This window comes from Paenibacillus maysiensis (genome assembly GCF_000520815.1).
GTDB lineage: Bacteria > Bacillota > Bacilli > Paenibacillales > Paenibacillaceae > Paenibacillus > Paenibacillus maysiensis.
Genome location: NZ_ASRY01000267.1, coordinates 65,457 through 86,433 on the forward strand (window position 1 = coordinate 65,457; position 20,977 = coordinate 86,433).

Consider the following 20,977-nt stretch of genomic DNA (forward strand, 5'->3'; position numbering starts at 1 on the left):
GCATCCATGGCTAAAATACGTACAGGTCGGGTTGGCGAGCAGATTAAGAAAGAGCTGAGCCAACTCATACAGACCGAATTAAAAGATCCCCGTATCGGTTTTATTACGGTAACGGGTGTCGATCTGACAAACGATTTGTCCCAAGCGAAAATCTATTTGAGCGTGCTTGGGGATGAGGAGCAAAAAACTTCTTCCCTGAAAGCATTGGACAAAGCGAACGGTTATCTTCGTTCTGAACTTGGCAAACGGATACGGCTCCGCCATATTCCTGAGCTGATTTTCAAAATTGACGAATCTATCGCTTATGGCAGCCGGATTGAAAAGCTGTTAAGTGATATTGACAAGGATGAAAAATAGCAAGAGCCAGTTTATCCGAAGGAACTATGAACTGAATGTAAAGGAGACGGCAATGCATACCTATGAACAGGCGCTTCAACAAGCGAAGGAATTTATTCTGGAGCATGATGATTACCTGATCGTATCGCATGTACAGCCGGACGGAGACGCAGTCAGCTCCACCATAACGGTGGGCTGGCTTCTCTCATGTCTGGGGAAGAAATTTACCATGCTGAATGAGGGACCTATCCCGAAGCGCATGGATTTTTTATGGCATGCCGATGAGATTATGGATATGAGCCAGCAACCGCCGGAACGAAAATACAACCGGATTATTTGCGTGGATTGTGCAGATTTCCGTCGTGTTGGTCTGACAGAGCAGTTTTTTGCGGAAGATGCTATCATTTTGAATATTGATCATCATCCAACGAATGATGCCTATGGCACAGTTAATGTGATTAAGTCGGATGCTGCGGCAACGGCAGAAATTCTTTTTGATTTACTGGAAAAGTTTGCGATCAACTGGGACGTTGAAGTGGCGACGGCTGTATATACCGGGCTGCTGACGGACACAGGTGGCTTCAGGTATTCGAACACTTCACCCAAGGTTATGTCTACGGTGTCACGGTTGCTCGCTTATGGTGTAGACGGTCCTTACCTCTCCGAAAGTCTGCTGGAAGAGATGACCTTCCCGCAAATGAAGGTGCTGACCAGAGCGTTGCAAACGCTTGAAATTTCGAAGGATGGTAAAATCGCCTGGGTGGTTGTAACCCCTGACGATATGAAGGATTGCGGAGCTGTTAATGAGGATTTGGAAGGTATCGTCAATTATCCGAGAAATATTCGCGGCGTTGAAGTAGGTATTTTCTTTAAAGTGATTAGTGATCAAGCGGTCAAAGCCAGTCTGAGATCGGCAGGTAATGTTAACGTAGCTGCGCTTGCCCAGTCATTTGGAGGCGGGGGGCATGTACGTGCTGCCGGTTGCCGTCTGGAGGGTAAGCTGGAGGATATTATTGAGGTCGTTGTAGGGCGGGTGAAGGCCGAACTATGAAGCCGATAAAGCAGGAACAAGCAAATTGGGAAGGCGTGCTACCCGTCTACAAACCCGCTGGATTCACCTCTCATGATGTGGTGGCCAAGGCTCGCCGTTTGCTGGGAATGAAGCGAATCGGACATACTGGAACACTTGATCCTCAGGTGACGGGCGTGCTGCCGTTGTGTCTGGGACGTGCTACCCGTGTAGTTGAATACATGCAGGAGCTACCTAAGGAATACCATGCAACGTTACGCTTGGGGATTGCCACAGATACGGAGGACCTTACGGGTACAATTACTGAAGAGTGTGACCGTCCGGTAGAGGTTACAGAAGGGGAATCGAAAGAGGTTCTGGAGCGTTTTGTCGGTACGATTTCCCAAGTGCCGCCAATGTACTCTGCGCTCAAAGTGGATGGCAAACGTCTATACGAGCTGGCCCGAGAAGGCAAAACCGTGGAGCGTAAAAGCCGTGAAGTGACTATTTACGAGCTGGAAATGACGGGATTCGCGGAGACGGGATCCCATGTGGATATTTCTTTTCGTGCATTATGCTCCAAAGGAACTTATATTCGTACGCTATGCGTCGATATCGGCCGCGCATTGGGATATCCTTCGACGATGGTCAAGCTGGAACGAACCATGTCTGCGGGGATTCCTGCAGATCGTTGTTTAACATTTGAAGAAATTGAATGCTACGTAGCGGATGGTAGCCTGGGTGAGCGACTTATTGCCACTGATGAGGCCATTGACTATATGCCTGATCATACGGTAGCCGAAGTGAAGGCTGCTGCTGCTCTTCAAGGTCAGCGTTTGTCACTAAGCATGATTTCACCGCCTGTGACGGACAGCCAGCCCTTCCGTTTGTATAAAGAGGATCGAACGTTTTTGGGCATATATGGACGGGATGAATCAGGGGCTATCGCGCCAATTAAAGTTTTTTTACCTTGAATTGTGCTATAATTTTGACGAAGTTAGTCAAATGATGTGAAATGCAGGTGAAATAATATGATTACCGTATCGTTATCTTATCCATTGACCGATGAGCTTTTGCGCCAATGGGGACGTTCACAGGTCACGGCGATCGGTCAGTTTGACGGTCTTCATCTTGGACACGCAAGTGTCATACGCAAGGCTGTCGAGCTGGCTCGGGAACAGAAAGTGCCAGTATCTGTTATGACATTTCATCCTCACCCGAAGGAAGTCATGAAAAAAGGCGACTATGAAGGCTATTTGACCCCGCTTGAGGACAAGCAGGATATTTTAGCCGATATGGGTGTGGACGTGCTTTATATTTTGAGATTTGACGAGGACTTTTCCAAAGTCAGCCCTGAGGCGTTCATCACGGACATCCTGCTTCCATTGCAGATTCAAACAGCAATAGTGGGCTTTGATTTCCGGTTTGGCTACCGGGGAGCCGGACATGAGCATACACTTCGGGAGCTGGGAGGAGAACGAATGTCCGTCCACACCGTACCGCCATTCGAGCTGGATGGAGAAAAAGTGAGTAGCTCCGGCATCCGACGTGCCTTGCATACAGGAGATTTAACGCATGCCTCTCGCTGGCTGGGACGCCCATATCGCATTCGGGGCACCGTAATGGATGGAGAGAAGCGAGGACGTACCATCGGCTTCCCGACAGCCAATCTCAAGCTGGATGATACTTACGTAATTCCAGTCAAGGGTGTATATGCTGTGAGGGCACTGGTAGGTAATCGTTGGGTATGCGGGGTAATGAATGTAGGAGTTAAGCCTACTTTTCATGAAGGTGTGCTGAATCCGTCGTTTGAGGTTCATCTGTTTGATTTTGATCAGCAGATTTATGGTGAGCCTGTCCTTGTTGAGCTTCATCATTACATTCGTCCTGAGCGCAAATTCTCTTCAGTGGACGAGCTGATTACCCAGATTGGCAATGACGTACAAACGGCTAAAAAGCTGTTAGGCTAATTTATTTACATAAGACAGGCGCTGTGTTATACTGACTTATGTTGTGTAAACAACGATGAACCTTGGCTTGGTTGTCTGCTTTCACCGGCGGCTACGAGGCTAATGGCGATTATAATGAAGGAGGTGAACAGGATGGCATTGACTCAAGAGCGTAAACAGCAATTGATCGAGGAGTACAAAACTCATGAATCCGATACAGGATCTGCTGAGGTACAAATCGCTATCCTTACTGAAAACATCGTTAACTTGCAAAGCCACTTTCGTTCGCATAAGAAAGACCATCACTCCCGCCGCGGGTTGTTGAAAATGGTCGGTCAGCGTCGTAAACTTTTGGCTTACCTGAAGAAGACTGATGTTAAACGTTACAGTGCGTTGATCGAGCGTCTCGGACTGCGTCGTTAATTTTCAGACATGTAATGAGAAAAGAAGCCTGGTTGTTCACCGCTTGTCCCTGCTAAGGCGACGGCGGACAGCAGCCGGGTTCTTTTTTGAAGTAAGGAATTATTTTTGACGTACAGATCCTTTAGAAGTGCGAGTCTAGTAAGGTTCTGGTGCTTATAATGCATAGGGCTTCTTATGAATTAGGCCCGCGCAGGAAATACTGGATATGTATAGAACTTTTACAATGGAATGAAATGGAGGGATACCATGGAGCAACGTGTAGAAATGCAGCTCGGCGGAAGAAAGTTGGTGCTGGAAACAGGACGTCTTGCGAAACAGGCCAATGCGGCAGTTAAAGTAAGCTATGGCGAAACGGTTGTTCTCTGTACCGTGACCGCTTCCAATGCACCGAAAGATTTGGACTTTTTTCCGCTGACGGTGAACTATGAGGAAAGATTGTATGCTGTGGGAAAAATCCCAGGCGGATTTATTAAACGGGAAGGACGCCCGAGTCAAAAAGCGATTTTGTCCAGCCGTCTGACAGACCGTCCGATTCGCCCATTGTTCCCGGAAGGCTTCCGGAATGATGTACAGGTATTAAACCTGGTGATGAGTGTCGATCAGGATTGTGAGCCGGAAATTGCAGCGATGATCGGAACCTCGGCAGCGCTTAGTATTTCGGACGTACCTTTTAACGGACCGATTGGTGGAGTTGCTGTAGGCCGTGTGGACGGACAATTCGTGATTAACCCGGACATTGCGCAGCAGGATGCAAGCGATCTGTACCTGGTTGTAGCCGGAACAAAAGATGCTATCATGATGGTAGAAGCGGAAGGTAACGAAATTCCGGAAGAAGTCATGCTGGAAGCAATCATGTTTGGACATGACGAGATCAAGAACATTGTGGCAGTCATTGAGCAACTGGTTCAAGTGGCAGGTAAAGAAAAAATGCAGGTTAAACTGCATGCTGTCAATGAAAAAGTGAACAACGAAGTTCGTGCTTATGCAGCCGAACGTTTGGTGGAAGCCGTCAAAATTGTAGAAAAACATGCTCGTCAAGAGGCGATTGATGCAGTCAACGAAGATACGGTTGCACACTTTGAAGCACAATACATAGAGACGCCTGAGCTTTTGAAAGACGTGAGCGAAGTTCTCTATGATATCGTTAAAGAAGAAGTCCGTCGTCTGATTACGCATGATAAAGTGCGTCCTGACGGTCGTAAGCTTGACGAGATTCGTCCGATCGAAAGCGACACGAGCATTCTGCCGCGTACGCATGGCTCGGGCTTGTTCACACGCGGTCAAACGCAAGCGCTTAGCGTTTGTACACTTGGCGCATTGGGTGATGTACAAATTTTGGACGGCATTGATTTGGAAGAAACGAAGCGTTTCATGCATCATTACAATTTCCCTCCATTCAGTGTAGGCGAGGCTCGTCCTTTGCGTGCGCCGGGTCGTCGTGAAATTGGACATGGTGCTCTTGGTGAGCGTGCGCTTTCCAAAGTCATTCCTTCTGAAACTGAATTTCCATATACGATTCGTCTCGTTTCCGAAGTACTGGAATCGAATGGCTCGACTTCCCAGGCTAGTATTTGCGCAAGCACACTGGCTATGATGGATGCGGGTGTACCGATCAAGGCTCCGGTTGCAGGTGTAGCGATGGGATTGATCAAGGACGGGGATCATGTTTCCGTGTTGACCGATATCCAGGGCATGGAAGATCACCTGGGTGATATGGACTTTAAAGTGGCTGGTACAGCAGAAGGCGTAACTGCTATTCAAATGGATATCAAGATTAACGGTATCGACCGTAACATTTTGCAGGATGCGCTCAATCAAGCCAGAGAAGGACGTCTGTTCATTCTTAGCAAAATGATGGAAGCCATCCAGACGCCGCGTGAGCAATTGTCTCCATATGCGCCGAAAATTATGACGATGCACATTAACCCGGATAAAATCCGTGATGTTATTGGTGCGGGTGGTAAAATCATTAACAAAATCATCGAAGAAACCGGCGTAAAAATTGATATCGAACAAGATGGTCGTGTATTCATCGCTTCCACAAACCAAGAGATGAATGAAAAGGCGCGTTCCATTATTGAAGGTATCGTGAAAGAAGTCGTGATCGGAGAGATTTATATCGGCACAGTGAAACGGATTGAAAAATTCGGTGCGTTCGTCGAAATTTTGCCGGGCAAGGACGGTCTGGTTCATATTTCCCAACTGTCTACTGAACGTGTAGCCAAAGTTGAGGATGTAGTTGCTATTGGAGATACGATTACGGTGAAAGTAACCGAAATTGATCAACAAGGCCGTGTCAATTTGTCCCGCAAAGCGGTTCTGACGGCTGAGGCTCCTGCGAAGTCCTAGTACCTGCGTACAGCGGATCGCTATAACAGGAGTACTGTTCGTTTTTTACAGAGCACTCGGGATTAGAATAGCATCGTTTAAGTTTTTGGAAAGAGGCAGAGCTACGTTTCTGGCTCTTTTTTCATACATATGCACAAGCTGTGTCGAAGTGGGCTTCCAGGGGCTTGCTGCGTCATAGTTCTTGTCCTCCCTGCATACAATGTGGACAAACGGGCGGGAGGATGAAGGGATCATGAGAAAGGCAAAGAGAGCAGCGTGGGTTATAGCCAGTCTGGCCATTACGCTGGTGATTGGACAGTTTAGCGGGGTACGTGAGTATGTAAGTCAGCTACGCGCCGGATACAGCACGGAAACGAGTGAGCCCGAGGCTGTACCAACGATGGCGGTCGCGGCTTTACCTGATAATGCACTCATGCAGCGACTGCGATCAGAGGCTGCCCAGCAAAGACGAGAGCCGGTTGATGCCAAAATCGATCGGGTATGGAAGGCTATTCCCGGCTATAACGGCTTGGAGGTTGACCTGGATGCGACTTATCGTAAAGCAATTGCGGCTCCAGATCGACCCATACAGTATGTATACCGGCAGCTTGCGCCCAAGGTACATTTGAACCAGCTTGGTAATGTCCCGATTTACCGGGGAAATCCCGAGAAGCCGATGGTTTCTTTCATGATCAATGTGGCCTGGGGAAACGAGTATATTGTGCCTATACTGGATACGCTGGATCAGGAAAAGGTCAAGGCTACGTTTTTTTTCGATGGTAGCTGGCTGAAAAAAAATCCTGAACTGGCTAAAGAAATTCAAAAAAGAGGACATGAGCTTTCGAACCATGCATACTCCCATCCGAATATGAGCCGCCTGAGCAGGGAAAGAGCTACACAGGAAATAGAGAAGACACAAGTGCTTCTTCAGGACATTTTAGGTGTGAAAAATAGTTGGTTTGCACCGCCGTCTGGCGATTTTAATCAGGAAACTGTCGATTTAGCAGCAGGTATGGGGCTTAAAACAGTGCTGTGGACATTGGATACAGTGGACTGGAGGCATCCTTCACCGGAATCGGTAATTGCTAAAATCAGCAGCAAGGTCGAATCGGGATCACTGATTTTGATGCATCCGACAGATTCTTCATCGGCAGCTCTCAAAGGTATGATTCGTGCCATTCGCAGCAAGGGACTGGTACCTGGAACCGTCAGTCAGACGCTTTCCCCTGATCGGCAGCTACCTGCTCCGGTTGAGTGAACGTCTTTTTTCTGTTAGGATTGAACATTATGGCAAAGTTTGCAATTCAGTTTAGGAGGGCCAATCATGGAAAGAATTCAACTCAAAAACGGCCTAAGAGTGGTCATTGAAAAAATTCCAACCGTGCGTTCGGTTTCTTTCGGCATATGGGTTAAAACCGGCTCCCGAAATGAAACCCCGGACAATAACGGTATTTCTCATTTTATTGAACACATGCTTTTCAAAGGAACAGAGCGTTTTGACGCGAAGGAAATTGCCGAGCAATTTGACGCCATCGGAGGAAATGTTAATGCATTCACTTCGAAGGAATATACGTGCTATTATGCAAAAGTGCTGGATGAGCATCTGCCGATTGCGGTTGATGTACTGTCCGATATGTTTTTTAATTCTAAATTAGATCATGAAGAGCTGGCAAAAGAGAAGAACGTGATCCTGGAGGAAATCTCTATGTACGAGGACACACCGGACGATATGGTGCATGATCTCTTATCACGCGCAGCTTATGGCGACCATCCGCTGGCTTACCCCATTCTCGGTACCGAAAAGCATTTATTAGCTATGGACAGCTCCCATCTCAGCAATTATATGAAAGAACACTATACAATCGACAATACGGTCATCAGTGTGGCTGGTAATATTGATGATAGTCTGGTAGAGCTGCTGGAGCGTCACTTTGGGCACTTTGATAACCATGGAACTGCTTCGCTTCTGACGGTGCCTGCGTTTAACGGTGAGCTCTTGTATCATGAAAAGGCAACGGAGCAGAATCATATTTGCTTGTCCCTGCCCGGATTTGCAACAGGTGACGATCTCCAGTATGCTATGGTATTGCTGAACAACGCGATCGGCGGCGGTATGAGCTCACGTCTATTTCAGGAAATTCGGGAAAAGCGCGGACTGGCTTATTCGGTCTATTCCTACCATAGCTCCCATGCGGACAGTGGTATGTTCACGATCTATGCAGGTACGGCTCCTAAGCAAACAAAGGACGTGCTGGATTTGACGCTGGAGCTTTTACGAGATGTGGCTGTCAAGGGACTGGACGATAACGAGCTTCGTAAGGGCAAGGAGCAGTTAAAAGGAAGTCTGATTTTAAGCCTTGAGGGCACAGGAAGCCGGATGAATCGTCTTGGGAAAAATGAGTTGATGTTAGGGCAGCATTACACGCTGGATCAAATGATCGAACACATTGAGCAAGTGACAGCCGATGATGTGAACAAGGTACTGGACCGGATGTTCTCGGAGCCGTTTGCCCTGTCGATGGTTGGAGCGAGTGATTCAGCGGTTAAGGATATGAGGAGGGACTATTTTGTTAACTTACGTGGAAATAAACAGATTTGAGGGCAATGAGGATATCGAGCTGCCCCGTAAAATGTCAGAGCTTGCATCCGGGTTTGACCTGTATGCTGCGGTGCAGGAGGACTTAGTACTGGAACCAGGCAAGCGTTGTCTTGTTCCAACCGGATTGGCTATAGCAATGCCAGCAGGACTGGAGGCACAAATCCGTCCGCGCAGCGGACTGGCTCTCAAGCATGGTATTACCTGTCTCAACACACCGGGCACCATTGATGCGGATTATCGTGGGGAGATTAAGGTACTGCTTATCAATTTGGGCGAGGAACCATTCACGATTACGCGTAATGAGCGAATTGCACAAATGGTATTTCAGGCTGTACCTGAGGTAGAGCTGAAGCAGGTAGACCATTTGTCTGAAACGGTGCGTGGTGCTGGAGGCTTCGGCCATACCGGTCGCTAAGTTCACAGTTACTTTTAAACGGCTGAATGTCACGGTATTAATCAGCATTTTGGAGAATGTAACGGAATTGTCGATTTTAAAGCTGGAGCATAAATAGCATATGAAAATGGATACACATGAAAGCCGTCCCGAATAGGGGCGGTTTTTGTATTTCTTCACCTATCTATGGGTGCCTGCATAGACTAAAGCATATCGTGTCTCGGAAAGGAGTGATCCGGATGCTAACAGGAATACGCATCGTTGTATTGGGGGGCGATGCGAGGCAGCTTGAGGTAATCCGCAAATGTGTAGACATGGATGCTACCATCAGCGTGGTCGGTTTTGACCAGCTTGAAGAGCCGCTCAAAGGAGCGTCACGGGAGTCGTTGTCTGTTAAGCTGCTGGAATCGGCAGATGCGCTAGTGTTGCCAGTGGTGGGATGCGATGAGGAAGGAAATGTGAATGCACTTTTCGGAGCGCAAAAGCTGCAGTTTCTGAATGAGCACGCCGCTGCTCTTCCGCCACACTGCGTCGTATATACGGGGATGGCGCGGACGTACTTAAAAGAAATTTGTGCCAGACATGATTTAAAGCTGGTGGAGCTGTTGGAAAGAGACGATGTGGCCATATATAACTCAATACCTACGGCGGAAGGCGCACTGATGATGGCGATTCAGCATACGGATTTTACGATTCATGGTGCAAATTGTGTGGTTCTGGGCATGGGACGGACTGGATTTACCATGGCAAGGGCGCTACAAGGATTGGGAGCCAGAGTGAAGGTCGGGGTACGTCGGGCGGAGGATGCGGCAAGAGCGGTGGAAATGGGCTGGAAGCCTTTTATGACAAGGGATTTGGCGGATGAGACTCAGGGGGTTGACTTGATTTTTAATACGATACCCTCTATGATTATCACAGCGCAAATCCTGTCTAAAATGCCACAGAGCTCCGTGATTATTGACCTTGCTTCCGCCCCGGGCGGATGTGATTTCCGTTTTGCGGAAAAGCGTGGAATCACGGCAATGCTCGCCCCCGGCCTTCCCGGTATTGTCGCTCCCAAAACTGCTGGTGCCATTATAGCGAATACGCTGGTGCAGTTGTTAATGGAAGATAATCCTGATCGGGGGGATGCGTAATGAGTTGGCAAGGGAAAACGGTAGGTTATGCAATTACAGGCTCACACTGCACATTTGAAGAGGTTATGCCTGTGATACAGCGTTTTGTTGACGAGGGTGCGAAGGTCGTTCCCATTATATCCAATACGGTATTAACAACGGATACCCGCTTCGGTACTTCTCAAAGTTGGCAAAAACAGTTGAAAGATATAACAGGGAATGATATCATTTCTACAATTGTGGAGGCTGAGCCACTAGGTCCCTCCCAAATACTCGATGTACTGGTGATTGCACCTTTGACGGGGAATTCGATGAGTAAGCTGGCGAACGCCATGACAGACAGTCCGGTTCTGATGGCTGCCAAGGCGCAATTACGCAACGGTCGTCCGCTTCTTTTGGCTATATCAACCAATGATGGACTTGGTCTGAATGCTGCGAATATCGCCAAGTTACTGGTAGCTAAAAATATCTTTTTTGTGCCATTCGGACAGGACAATCCAGTTAAAAAGCCCAATTCACTTGTGGCTGCCATGGAGTTGATTCCGGAAGCTGCTTACGCCGCTGTGCAGGGCAAACAGCTTCAACCGATGATTGTGGAACGCAAGACCCCATGATGTACTATAGTTAACTGCTGAGCATCCCTCGCCTAGAAGATGATCCGATGATGCATCGGGTCTGATTTCTTGTTGGCATTGGATGCTTTCAGAATAAAAAAATGGATTTTTAGTCGAGAAGGGGAGATATACCAGATGAGCAATAGAAAGTTTAATGTAGCTGTCGTTGGAGCGACAGGCGCTGTAGGAGAACAAATCGTAAGTCTGCTGGAAAAACGGGATTTTCCTGTAGATAAAATTAAATTTCTTTCTTCGCCTCGTTCTGCCGGCACTTTAATTAGCTTTAAAGGTCAGCAAATTCCAGTAGAGATTGCAACCCCCGACAGCTTTGAAGGAATCGACATTGCCTTGTTCAGCGCAGGCGGAGACGTAAGTAAGGAACTGGCACCACATGCTGTTCGTCATGGTGCGGTTTGCATTGACAACACAAACGCTTTCCGCATGGACCCTACAGCTCCTCTTGTCGTTCCTGAGGTGAACAGCGACAAAATTGCCGAGCATCAAGGGATTATTGCCAACCCGAACTGCTCCACCATCCAGATGGTAGCTGCATTGAAACCATTATATGATCAGTATGGCATTTCCCGTATCATCGTATCCACATATCAAGCGGTGTCCGGGGCTGGAAGTCGTGCCATTGATGAACTGAATCGTCAAAGTGCAGCGATCCTTAACGGTGAAGAAGTACAGCCAGATCTGCTGCCAGTTGGCTCATTGCCGGTGAAGCATCAGATCGCTTTCAATGCTATTCCGCAAATCGACAAATTCCAGGACAACGGCTATACACTGGAAGAAATGAAAATGGTTCGTGAAACGAAAAAAATATTAAATGATGAATCCGTGGACGTAACAGCAACGTGTGTACGTATTCCTGTCGTATACGGACACTCGGAATCCGTCTATGTAGAGCTTAAAAAAGATTATGATTTGGAAGAAATCCGCAATCTGCTTGCTTCGGCACCGGGTGTAACACTGGTAGACGATCCTGCTGCACAGCTCTATCCGCTGGCATCCGAAGCCGCAGGGAAACCTGACGTATTCGTAGGACGTGTACGCCGTGATTTGGGCAACAGCCGTGGATTGAATCTGTGGGTCGTATCCGACAACCTGCTCAAGGGAGCGGCATGGAACGCGGTGCAAATCGCCGAGATTATTGCTGCAAATGCGGAGTAAAGTCCCTGAAGCAGGGAGTAAGATGGGGGAAAAACAATGAGTATTTTAGTTCAGAAATTTGGGGGCACCTCGCTGTCTACACCCGAAGCACGTCAACTGGTGTTGGGACATGTCAAGCGGGAGCTGGAACAAAATGTTCAACTGGTTGTCGTTGTGTCGGCCATGGGACGGAAAGGAGAGCCTTATGCCACCGACACGCTGCTTGATTGGGCGGCGTCTAACGGCGACAGTCTTCCTAGACGCGAACGGGATTTACTACTGTGCTGTGGTGAAATCATTTCTGCCGCTACATTATGTAGCCTGATGGAAAATGAAGGTATTCCTGCTACGGTGCTGACTGGGGCACAAGCGGGCTTTATTACGGATAATCAATACGGCAATGCTCGTATTTTGGATATAAAGCCAGACCGTATCGTGGAAGAGCTGAACCAGGGTCGTGTTGTCATTGTGACAGGCTTCCAGGGACAGACTGCAAACGGTGATATGACCACTTTGGGTCGTGGAGGCAGCGATACTTCCGCTACCGCTCTGGGTGCTGCTCTACATGCGGATATGGTAGATATATATACGGATGTGAACGGCATCTTGACCGCCGATCCGCGCATTGTAGAAAATGCAAAGCCGCTTGCCCATGTCAGCTATACGGAGATTTGTAATATGGCTCATCAGGGGGCCAAGGTTATTCACCCCCGTGCCGTTGAAATCGCCATGCAGGCGAATATTCCGGTTCGGGTTCGTTCTACCTTTTCCGAAGGGGAAGGAACGCTGGTTACCCACCCGGAGGGCTTTAAGGACGTACAGGCAGACATCGTTGACCGTTTCGTGACCGGTATTGCGTATGTCGGCAACGTCACACAAATTACCGTAGAATTAAAGCATGGCTCGGAGCATTTGCAATTACAAGTATTCAAATCTATGGCTGAGCATGGAATCAGCGTCGATTTTATTAATGTAACTCCATCCGGGGCAGTTTATACCGTGTTCGATCATGATGGAAGCAAAGCGGTTGAAGTATTGAACGGTCTGGGCCTGGAGCCTAAAATTTTGGCAGGATGCGCTAAAGTATCCGTCATAGGCGGCGGTATCAATGGGGTACCGGGCATTATGGCAACGATTGTGGAGGCGCTGGCAGAATCAGACGTACAGATTCTTCAATCGGCAGATTCCAACACAACAATTTGGGTACTCGTAAAAAAAGAAGATATGGTGCAGGCTGTACGCGCATTGCATAATAAATTTGAACTCCATCAATAGGCGCAATGTCCGTGCTCGGACTTGCAAAAAAGGAGGCAGCATGGTGAACTTCGGCAGACTGATTACCGCAATGGTGACACCTTTTGATCAGCAAGGAGAGATTGACTGGACTGCATTATCCTCGTTGATTGATTATTTAATAGAAGAACAACATGCAGAGTCCCTTGTCGTATCAGGAACGACGGGCGAGTCCCCTACCCTGAGCGATGATGAAAAAATCAAGCTGTTTGCATTTACTGTAGAAAAAGCAGCTGGACGATGTAAAATCATTGCCGGTACTGGCAGCAACAATACACGTCACTCCATTCATCTGACCCGTGCTGCGGAGCAGGCAGGGGTAGACGGTGTTTTGCTAGTAGTGCCTTATTACAATAAACCGAATCAGGAAGGGATGTATCAGCATTTTGAAGGTATTGCAAATTCCACATCCCTTCCAGTCATACTGTATAATGTACCAAGCCGTACCGCAGCCAGCCTGACGGCGGAAACGACGCTGCGTCTCGCGCAAATCCCTAACATTGTGGGAACCAAAGAATGCGCGTCGCTGGCGCAGATCACACAGATTGCAGCCGCAGCTCCGGAAGGATTCTTCATTTATTCGGGGGATGACGCTTCCGGGCTGCCTGCTATGGCTGTAGGTGCTTATGGAATTATCAGCGTGGCAAGTCATGTGGTAGGTGCAGAAATGAAGCAGATGATTGATGCACTTGTAGGGGGACACGCACAGCAGGCAGCAAAATTGCATCAGCAGTTGTTCCCGGTTTTCAAGGGTTTGTTCGGCTGCCCTCATCCGCTGCCTAATCCAGTGGCTGTAAAATATGCGTTGGAGTTACGGAATGTTTCGGTCGGTTCTGTCCGGTTGCCGCTTATTCCTCCGACCGAAGAGGAAGCGGAATTTATTAAGAAGTTATTTGCCCGCTAATCGGCAAAAATGACTTTGAAATGTTAAATGAATATGGAAAAGTATCCTTGTTAAAGGTAGCCGGGAGTAAAAAACCGGAGGATTTGTATAGTCTGACAAGGTACTCCGGCATGAGGGCGTTCTTATAGGGCGCCCTTTTTGTCGTGCCTTTTAACCATGCATAAAGATAATTGAACAGGGAGTATTGGTTTTAGACGGGAGAGGGAAACCTATGCGTAACGAAGAGGATGACTTGTTTTTTCTTATTTTAATCATGTATAATGAGGTCAAGTGACTGGGTGCGGTATTCTTTTGAAAATTAAATAAATAAATCAAGGTACGACGTCCAACTACCATAGGAGGTTTAGATTCATTTGTCTAAAAAAACAAACAACGATAAATTGATGATTTTCGCTTTGGGCGGCGTCGGTGAAATCGGGAAAAATATGTATGTCATTCAATACGGCAATGACATTGTCGTGGTCGATTCGGGTCTGAAATTCCCGGAAGAGGACATGCTTGGTATTGATATCGTTATTCCTGATATTTCCTACCTTACGGAGAACCGCGACAAAGTAAGAGGCATAGTGCTGACTCATGGTCATGAGGACCATATCGGCGGTTTGCCTTACGTGCTGAAACATTTGAACGTACCGGTATACGGTACCAAATTGACGCTGGGACTGGTGGAAAACAAGCTGAAGGAAGCGAATCTGCTTGGCGAAACCAAACGTATTTTGATCAATGCTGATTCCGAAATCAAACTGGGTTCCACGCTGAAAGCAACATTCTTCAGAACTAACCACAGTATTCCGGATTCGGTGGGTGTATGCATTGATACTCCTGAGGGCGCTGTTGTTCATACAGGTGACTTCAAATTTGATCATACTCCAGTTAACGGACAATATGCAGATTTGCAGCGTATGGCTGAAATCGGCACACGTGGCGTACTGGCTCTTTTGTCAGACAGTACCAATGCGGAAAAACCGGGCTTTACTCCATCGGAAAAGAGCGTCGGTATCGTGCTGGAAGACATTTTCCGTAAGTCGAAACAGCGTGTAGTTGTAGCTACTTTTGCTTCCAACGTACACCGTATTCAGCAGGTCATTAATGCTGCGGAATCGACAGGACGCAAAGTGACAGTTATCGGTCGCAGTATGGTTAATGTCGTAGGGATTGCTTCTGATTTAGGCTATTTGGAAATTCCGGATGGAATGCTGATCGAGCCTGAGGAAGTTGGCAAAATGTCAGCGGATCGCGTAGTTATTCTCTCCACAGGTAGTCAAGGCGAACCAATGTCCGCTTTGACAAGAATGGCGCGTTCCACACATCGTAAGGTGGATATTCTGCCTGGAGATTCGGTTATCATTGCTGCTACACCGGTACCGGGTAATGAAAAATATGTCGGTCGCACGATTGATGAACTGTTCCGTTTAGGTGCCAATGTTTATTACAGCGCAGCTTATCCGGGAATTCACGTTTCCGGACACGGAAGCCAGGAAGAACTCAAACTGATGCTGAATCTGATGAAACCTAAATTCTTCTTGCCAATTCATGGTGAGTTCAGAATGCAACGTCGTCATGCCCTCCTTGCCGAATCGGTAGGTGTAGAGCCTGACAACATTTTCATTACGGATATCGGTGAAGTTATTGAAATTCAGAACGGTGGAGCACGCAGAGCTGGTAAGGTTACAGCGGGCAACGTGTTAATCGACGGACTGGGTGTAGGAGATGTAGGGAATATCGTATTACGCGACCGCAAATTGCTGTCACAGGACGGTATTTTGGTTGTTGTTGTCACCCTGAGCAAGCAGGACGGCACGATCAAGTCCGGACCGGATATTATTTCCCGTGGTTTCGTATATGTTCGCGAATCGGAAGGTTTGCTGGATGAAGCGAATCGCATTGTCTCAAGCACATTGCATAAGCTCATGAGCGAGAATGTAAATGAATGGGCTTCCCTTAAAACAAACGTCAAGGATGCGCTGGGTCGCTTCTTGTATGAGCAAACTCGTCGCAGACCGATGATTTTGCCAATTATTATGGAAGTGTGAGTCAATTGAAATTTGCTCGAAAACCTGAATTAAAAACTTAAGTCACAGGCACACAGTCGCCTCTCTTCCCGCAGGAAATATTGGACGGTTTCCGCGGGAGGGGAGGCTTTTTTTGACTTTTCCGGGTGAGGAAATAAGGGAAGCCATGGGGCGGGTATAAAATATTCCATTTCCATCCCATACTATAGGGTGAATACGGGTCACAAAGACGCGTAAAGCGAAAGGAAGATCACCCACATGGAACAATACAGCAACCTATCATCTGGCAGACAGGAAACGGAAGCACCGGATCAACCTATGCCTGAAGTCGGGCAAAGACCCATTTCCCCCGCTATGGAGGCCCTGCAGCAACTGGGACAAACCTCCATGCCCGGAAGCGAATCGAATATTTTTTGTATGACAATTATCGGTCAGATTGAAGGACATCTGATATTGCCACCCCAAAACAAAACGACCAAATACGAGCACATTATTCCCCAACTGGTGGCAGCAGAACAAAACCCCCGTATTGAAGGCTTAATGATACTGCTGAATACAGTAGGCGGGGATGTAGAGGCCGGACTGGCTATTGCTGAAATGATCGCTTCAATGAGTAAACCGACGGTAACGATTGTCATCGGAGGCGGGCATAGCATCGGTGTACCAATCGCTGTCTCTTCCACCTATTCTTATATTGCCGAGAGCGCGACAATGACCATTCACCCGATTCGTATGAACGGCTTGATCATTGGGGTGCCACAAACGTTTGAATATATGGAAAAAATGCAGGAGCGTGTTGTGCGTTTTGTGGTTTCCCACTCGCGTATTACCGAGGAGCGGTTTAAGGAGCTTATGTTTAAAACCGGTGAACTGAATCGGGATATTGGTACCGCGGTTGGAGGAGCCGATGCAGTGAAGTATGGATTAATGGACGCCGTTGGTGGCATCGGAGAAGCGTTGAAACAACTGAACACCATTATTGAATCGCGTCGTCAGCAAAACGGAATTACAGGGGCTCAGCAGCAGGCTCCGTTCGTACCTTTTTCCCCCAATGCTACAGGGAATCCGACTGGAACGCTGCCAAATGAGCATAATGGGGAGTTGCCTCAATGACCTTATATACGGTAATGCCAATGGAAATGGTGTGGGAGGGCATGTGGAAGGAGACGGAGGCGTTCGCGGAGGTTCGGGTTGACGGTCTACTCATGCAGGTACAGCCGCTCGAAAGTCGCAGGGGGATTATCGTCCGATTGCTGGACTGTCCACTGGAAACTTACCTGAATCCGCGTTATGAGCCTGGACAAGTCATTGAATGGTCGTAGAAGGTGTCGAATAGGACGAAAATAGGTCGTTTAATGTCGAAAAAGAACATATGTGCGGATACCCAGTGACGTGGTATAATATTCTTCTGGGGGGTGACCTTGAATGTCCAGAAGAAGGAAAAGGAAAAAGAAAGCCGCGTTTGGCGGAGTTCTGAAATTCGAAATTTACGGCATTGTGCTGATTACATTGGCGGTCATTGCGCTTTCGGGTGAAGCGGCGGTCGGTCGGTCGCTATCCAAGATGTTCGGGCTTGTACTGGGAAAATTTTATTTTGTCATACCCCTGATCGGCATTTATTACGGTCTGATGGTGATGATTCATCGCAAATGGCCGAACCAGTGGAACTCGCGTAAAACGGGATTGCTACTACTGGTATTTGCCTTTACGCTCATGAGCTCTATTTCATCTATGGAGCAGCGTTTGGGGCCGATCAATGCACTTCAACCGGGCGGAGTGATGAGCCAGATACATATAGATATGCGTGAGCAGTTGCTGTCGCCTGACAAGGAAGGCCATACCTCAATGCTGAACAAGGATATTAGCGGGGGGTACATCGGGGCATTGCAGCTCACTGTGCTGTTGTGGCTGTTTGGTCTTACGGGTGCCAAGCTGATTATGATTGTAATGTTTGTGATTTGCTTTATGCTGCTGACCCAGCTATCTTATGTGGATCTGGTGCGAATTGTTCGTACGAAGCTGCTGGCGGCAGGGGGAAGCGTTCGGAAAAAATGGATTGGTAAAGCTACTCCACTTTCGGCATCCGGCAGAGGTACCGGGAATAAAAAAATCAAGTCCGAGTCTATTCCTGCTTATGAGGAAGATATGGATGATGATTTTGATGAAATGCAGCCTCCGGCGCGTAAGCAGCCGATTTTCTTTCAACTGTTTGGCCTGAAAAAATCGGCTGGAGAGGACGAGAATGATCGTTCCGTTCATGCTGACGAGGATGATTATGAAGCTGAGGAAGCACAGCCCTTGTGGAGAAACACCAAGCAAGCAGATGAATTGTCCGATCCTGCTGAAAACTTGGATGAGGGAGCTTCTGTTCCGATAAAAAGGTCACCGATTATTCGGGATTTCTTCGAGCAGGTGAAGCAAGAGGAAAGAAGAACTGAGAATGATTCTGAGGCAACCCTGGCTGGGTCAGAGCAGACGGATTCAACTTTTGATGAGCCGCTGGATGACAACTTTATGGATGCCGCTGTAAATATAGATGCGGACAGTGCGGCAGCAACAGGCCATAATACACTGGACAGTACAAATGGACAGGCCCAAATGAACGCAACGGGGACATCAGGCGAAGAGGTTGAAGCCACAGCTGCTGCCATTCCTGCTCCACCGCCGCCCAAGCCCTACAAGCTCCCGTCGTTCCGTTTGCTTTCCAAACCACAAAACGTGGGCAAAGGTCTTGGGCAAAAGGATTACATGCAAACGGCACGCAAGCTGGAGGCCACATTGGAGAGCTTTGGCGTACGAGCGAAGGTGCTGGAGGTGGTCTGTGGACCTGCGGTGACGCGCTATGAAATCCAGCCGGACATTGGTGTGAAGGTCAGCCGTATTGTGAGTCTGACGGATGACATCGCGCTTGCGCTCGCTGCTAAGGATATTCGTATGGAGGCTCCAATTCCGGGTAAATCGGCTATCGGCATTGAGGTTCCGAACAATGAGGTTTCTATTGTAACGATGCGTGAGGTTATGGAGACGACCATTTTCCAGGAGTCTGTATCCAATTTGTCCATTGCCTTTGGACGTGATATTGCAGGACAGACGATAGTTGGTAATTTGGCCAAGATGCCCCATTTGCTTGTAGCAGGAGCTACCGGTTCGGGTAAATCGGTGTGTATCAACGGTATCATCACGAGTATCTTGTACAAGGCGAAGCCGGATGAGGTTAAATTCCTCATGGTCGATCCTAAAATGGTGGAGTTAAACGTGTACAACGGGATTCCGCATTTGTTGGCACCGGTCGTTACCGATCCGAAGCGCGCTTCACTCGCTTTGAAAAAAATTGTAGTAGAAATGGAAAAGCGTTATGAGTTATTTTCCAAATCAGGAACCCGTAACATTGAAGGGTATAATAATTTGATGAAAGACAATCCTGCTGCGTTCCTGCCTTACATCGTCGTCATTGTGGACGAGTTGGCGGATCTGATGATGGTAGCTGCGGGGGATGTGGAGGATGCAATTGCACGACTGGCCCAAATGGCGCGTGCCGCAGGCATTCATCTTATCATTGCAACGCAGAGACCGTCTGTTGATGTAATTACCGGGGTTATCAAAGCCAATATTCCTTCGCGTATTGCCTTTGGTGTGTCCTCGCAGGTGGATTCCCGTACAATACTGGACATGGGCGGAGCCGAGAAACTGCTTGGACGCGGTGATATGCTGTTCATGCCGATGGGCGCTTCCAAGCCGGTTCGCGTTCAGGGAGCGTTTATGAGCGATCAGGAAGTGGAGAACATCGTTAACTATGTGCGTGAGCAGGGTGAAGCGCAATATGATGAAACGCTTGTACCGGAGGTAGAGGAAGTATCGGCTGATGCCGATGAAATGCTGGATGAGCTGTACGATCAGGCCGTCAACATCATTTTGGAGGCCAAGCAGGCATCTGTATCTCTCCTTCAGCGCCGCATGAGGATCGGCTATACGCGTGCGGCCCGACTGATTGACTCTATGGAGGCTCGTGGAGTTATCGGTCCTTACGAGGGGAGCAAGCCCCGTGAGGTGCTTATTTCAATGGAGCAATATCAGCAAAACAAAGTCAGTTCCTGACCATAGGCTTTACCGGAAATCGCATCCAAAATCGCTGTTTGTAAGTATGGTGTTTGTTTAAATTCGACAACACTATGCGTACAGACAGCGTTTTTTTGCTTTTTTTAGGAATAGGAGCAGTCGAATGAAAGAAGATTAAAAGGGTGAATAGCTTTAAGCAGAGCTTGTCATAATAAACGTAGCTATCCTGTTAATCCCACAAAAGAAAGGTAGAGCGCAGCATATGAAAAAGACAATGGTCTGGATTTGCACGGGTATTCTCGCAGCCTCGGCTATCACGTACACAGGACTTATTGCGAACGTCTCTGCGCAGCATGCAGAGCCGCTGAGCACACAGCAGGAAGTACAAGTAACAGAAACAGAGCCTTCCCAAGCGACATTTAGCACAGAGGCGGTTAATTACGGCTCCTACAGTCAGGATGTATATGAACTGCAATCCCGTTTGAAGCTGCTGGGCTTTTTCGGGGCGGAAGTGGACAGTCATTTTGGCAGCAGTACATTGAAGGCGGTTAAGGGCTTTCAAAAAGAGTTTGGCATTACCCCTGACGGAGTGGTCGGAGCAAAAACAAAGCTAAAGCTGGTGAATGCAACGCCTAATTGGAAACCGACGGAAACTCCTTTACATCGTAAAAATCAGGGTTCCGCTCAGGGACAGACAGCGGACAATAATAAACCGGATCAAAAAGATGAAACGATGGGATCGGCTAACACGATGGGGTTGTCTGACAACGATCTCAAAATTATGGCTAAAACA

19 protein-coding genes are annotated in these 20,977 nt (G+C 48.0%); all 19 read left to right on the plus strand.

What is annotated here, in order from left to right; all coding sequences use genetic code 11:
• Nucleotides 1–6 precede the first annotated feature (6 nt).
• Entirely contained in the window at nucleotides 7–357 is a 351-nt protein-coding gene (gene rbfA / locus L696_RS0118520) for a 30S ribosome-binding factor RbfA (protein ID WP_014281122.1), read from the plus strand.
• 52 nt (nucleotides 358–409) lie between these two features.
• The gene (locus tag L696_RS0118525; RefSeq protein WP_025684963.1) at nucleotides 410–1,387 is read left to right on the plus strand and encodes a DHH family phosphoesterase; all 978 of its coding nucleotides are present in this window, start codon (nucleotides 410–412) and stop codon (nucleotides 1,385–1,387) included.
• Nucleotides 1,384–2,319, plus strand: coding sequence for a tRNA pseudouridine(55) synthase TruB (gene truB / locus L696_RS0118530; RefSeq protein WP_025684964.1), 936 nt, complete (start codon nucleotides 1,384–1,386; stop codon nucleotides 2,317–2,319). Before L696_RS0118525 ends, truB begins: the two co-directional genes overlap by 4 nt.
• A 57-nt stretch (nucleotides 2,320–2,376) precedes the next feature.
• Nucleotides 2,377–3,315 carry a bifunctional riboflavin kinase/FAD synthetase gene (locus L696_RS0118535; protein ID WP_025684965.1) on the plus strand — a complete coding sequence of 313 codons (939 nt, stop codon included), beginning with the start codon at nucleotides 2,377–2,379 and terminating at the stop codon, nucleotides 3,313–3,315.
• 132 nt (nucleotides 3,316–3,447) lie between these two features.
• Nucleotides 3,448–3,717: a 30S ribosomal protein S15 gene (gene rpsO, locus L696_RS0118540; RefSeq protein WP_025684966.1), complete on the plus strand. Its 270-nt coding sequence runs from the start codon at nucleotides 3,448–3,450 to the stop codon at nucleotides 3,715–3,717.
• A 246-nt stretch (nucleotides 3,718–3,963) separates the two neighbouring features.
• Nucleotides 3,964–6,066 (plus strand): polyribonucleotide nucleotidyltransferase, encoded by a 2,103-nt coding sequence (gene pnp, locus L696_RS0118545; RefSeq protein ID WP_025684967.1) that lies wholly within the window; start codon nucleotides 3,964–3,966, stop codon nucleotides 6,064–6,066.
• Nucleotides 6,067–6,298: 232 nt separating this feature from the next.
• Nucleotides 6,299–7,303, plus strand: coding sequence for a polysaccharide deacetylase family protein (locus L696_RS0118550; RefSeq protein WP_049827445.1), 1,005 nt, complete (start codon nucleotides 6,299–6,301; stop codon nucleotides 7,301–7,303).
• A gap of 66 nt (nucleotides 7,304–7,369) precedes the next feature.
• The gene (locus L696_RS0118555) at nucleotides 7,370–8,644 is read left to right on the plus strand and encodes a M16 family metallopeptidase (protein WP_025684969.1); all 1,275 of its coding nucleotides are present in this window, start codon (nucleotides 7,370–7,372) and stop codon (nucleotides 8,642–8,644) included.
• Nucleotides 8,613–9,059, plus strand: a complete 447-nt coding sequence (dut, locus tag L696_RS0118560; RefSeq protein WP_025684970.1) for a dUTP diphosphatase — start codon at nucleotides 8,613–8,615, stop codon at nucleotides 9,057–9,059. Before L696_RS0118555 ends, dut begins: the two co-directional genes overlap by 32 nt.
• Before the next feature lie 218 nt (nucleotides 9,060–9,277).
• Nucleotides 9,278–10,174 carry a dipicolinate synthase subunit DpsA gene (dpsA, locus tag L696_RS0118565; RefSeq protein ID WP_025684971.1) on the plus strand — a complete coding sequence of 299 codons (897 nt, stop codon included), beginning with the start codon at nucleotides 9,278–9,280 and terminating at the stop codon, nucleotides 10,172–10,174.
• The gene (locus L696_RS0118570) at nucleotides 10,174–10,767 is read left to right on the plus strand and encodes a dipicolinate synthase subunit B (protein ID WP_025684972.1); all 594 of its coding nucleotides are present in this window, start codon (nucleotides 10,174–10,176) and stop codon (nucleotides 10,765–10,767) included. Before dpsA ends, L696_RS0118570 begins: the two co-directional genes overlap by 1 nt.
• A gap of 135 nt (nucleotides 10,768–10,902) precedes the next feature.
• Nucleotides 10,903–11,940: an aspartate-semialdehyde dehydrogenase gene (locus L696_RS0118575; RefSeq protein WP_025684973.1), complete on the plus strand. Its 1,038-nt coding sequence runs from the start codon at nucleotides 10,903–10,905 to the stop codon at nucleotides 11,938–11,940.
• A gap of 36 nt (nucleotides 11,941–11,976) precedes the next feature.
• On the plus strand, nucleotides 11,977–13,194 hold the full coding sequence (gene dapG, locus L696_RS0118580) for an aspartate kinase (protein ID WP_025684974.1): 1,218 nt from the start codon (nucleotides 11,977–11,979) through the stop codon (nucleotides 13,192–13,194).
• A 40-nt stretch (nucleotides 13,195–13,234) separates the two neighbouring features.
• Nucleotides 13,235–14,116 (plus strand): 4-hydroxy-tetrahydrodipicolinate synthase, encoded by an 882-nt coding sequence (gene dapA, locus L696_RS0118585; RefSeq protein ID WP_025684975.1) that lies wholly within the window; start codon nucleotides 13,235–13,237, stop codon nucleotides 14,114–14,116.
• Nucleotides 14,117–14,469: 353 nt separating this feature from the next.
• Complete coding sequence (locus L696_RS0118590; RefSeq protein ID WP_025684976.1) at nucleotides 14,470–16,149, plus strand: ribonuclease J; 1,680 nt, start codon at nucleotides 14,470–14,472, stop codon at nucleotides 16,147–16,149.
• A 237-nt stretch (nucleotides 16,150–16,386) separates the two neighbouring features.
• Nucleotides 16,387–17,241: a ClpP family protease gene (locus L696_RS0118595; RefSeq protein ID WP_025684977.1), complete on the plus strand. Its 855-nt coding sequence runs from the start codon at nucleotides 16,387–16,389 to the stop codon at nucleotides 17,239–17,241.
• Nucleotides 17,238–17,450, plus strand: coding sequence for a YlzJ-like family protein (locus L696_RS0118600; protein ID WP_025684978.1), 213 nt, complete (start codon nucleotides 17,238–17,240; stop codon nucleotides 17,448–17,450). Before L696_RS0118595 ends, L696_RS0118600 begins: the two co-directional genes overlap by 4 nt.
• A 103-nt stretch (nucleotides 17,451–17,553) precedes the next feature.
• Nucleotides 17,554–20,223 (plus strand): FtsK/SpoIIIE family DNA translocase, encoded by a 2,670-nt coding sequence (locus tag L696_RS0118605; RefSeq protein WP_025684979.1) that lies wholly within the window; start codon nucleotides 17,554–17,556, stop codon nucleotides 20,221–20,223.
• Between the two features lie 223 nt (nucleotides 20,224–20,446).
• On the plus strand, nucleotides 20,447–20,977 hold a 531-nt coding region (locus L696_RS0118610; RefSeq protein ID WP_025684980.1), incomplete at its 3' end, for a peptidoglycan-binding domain-containing protein.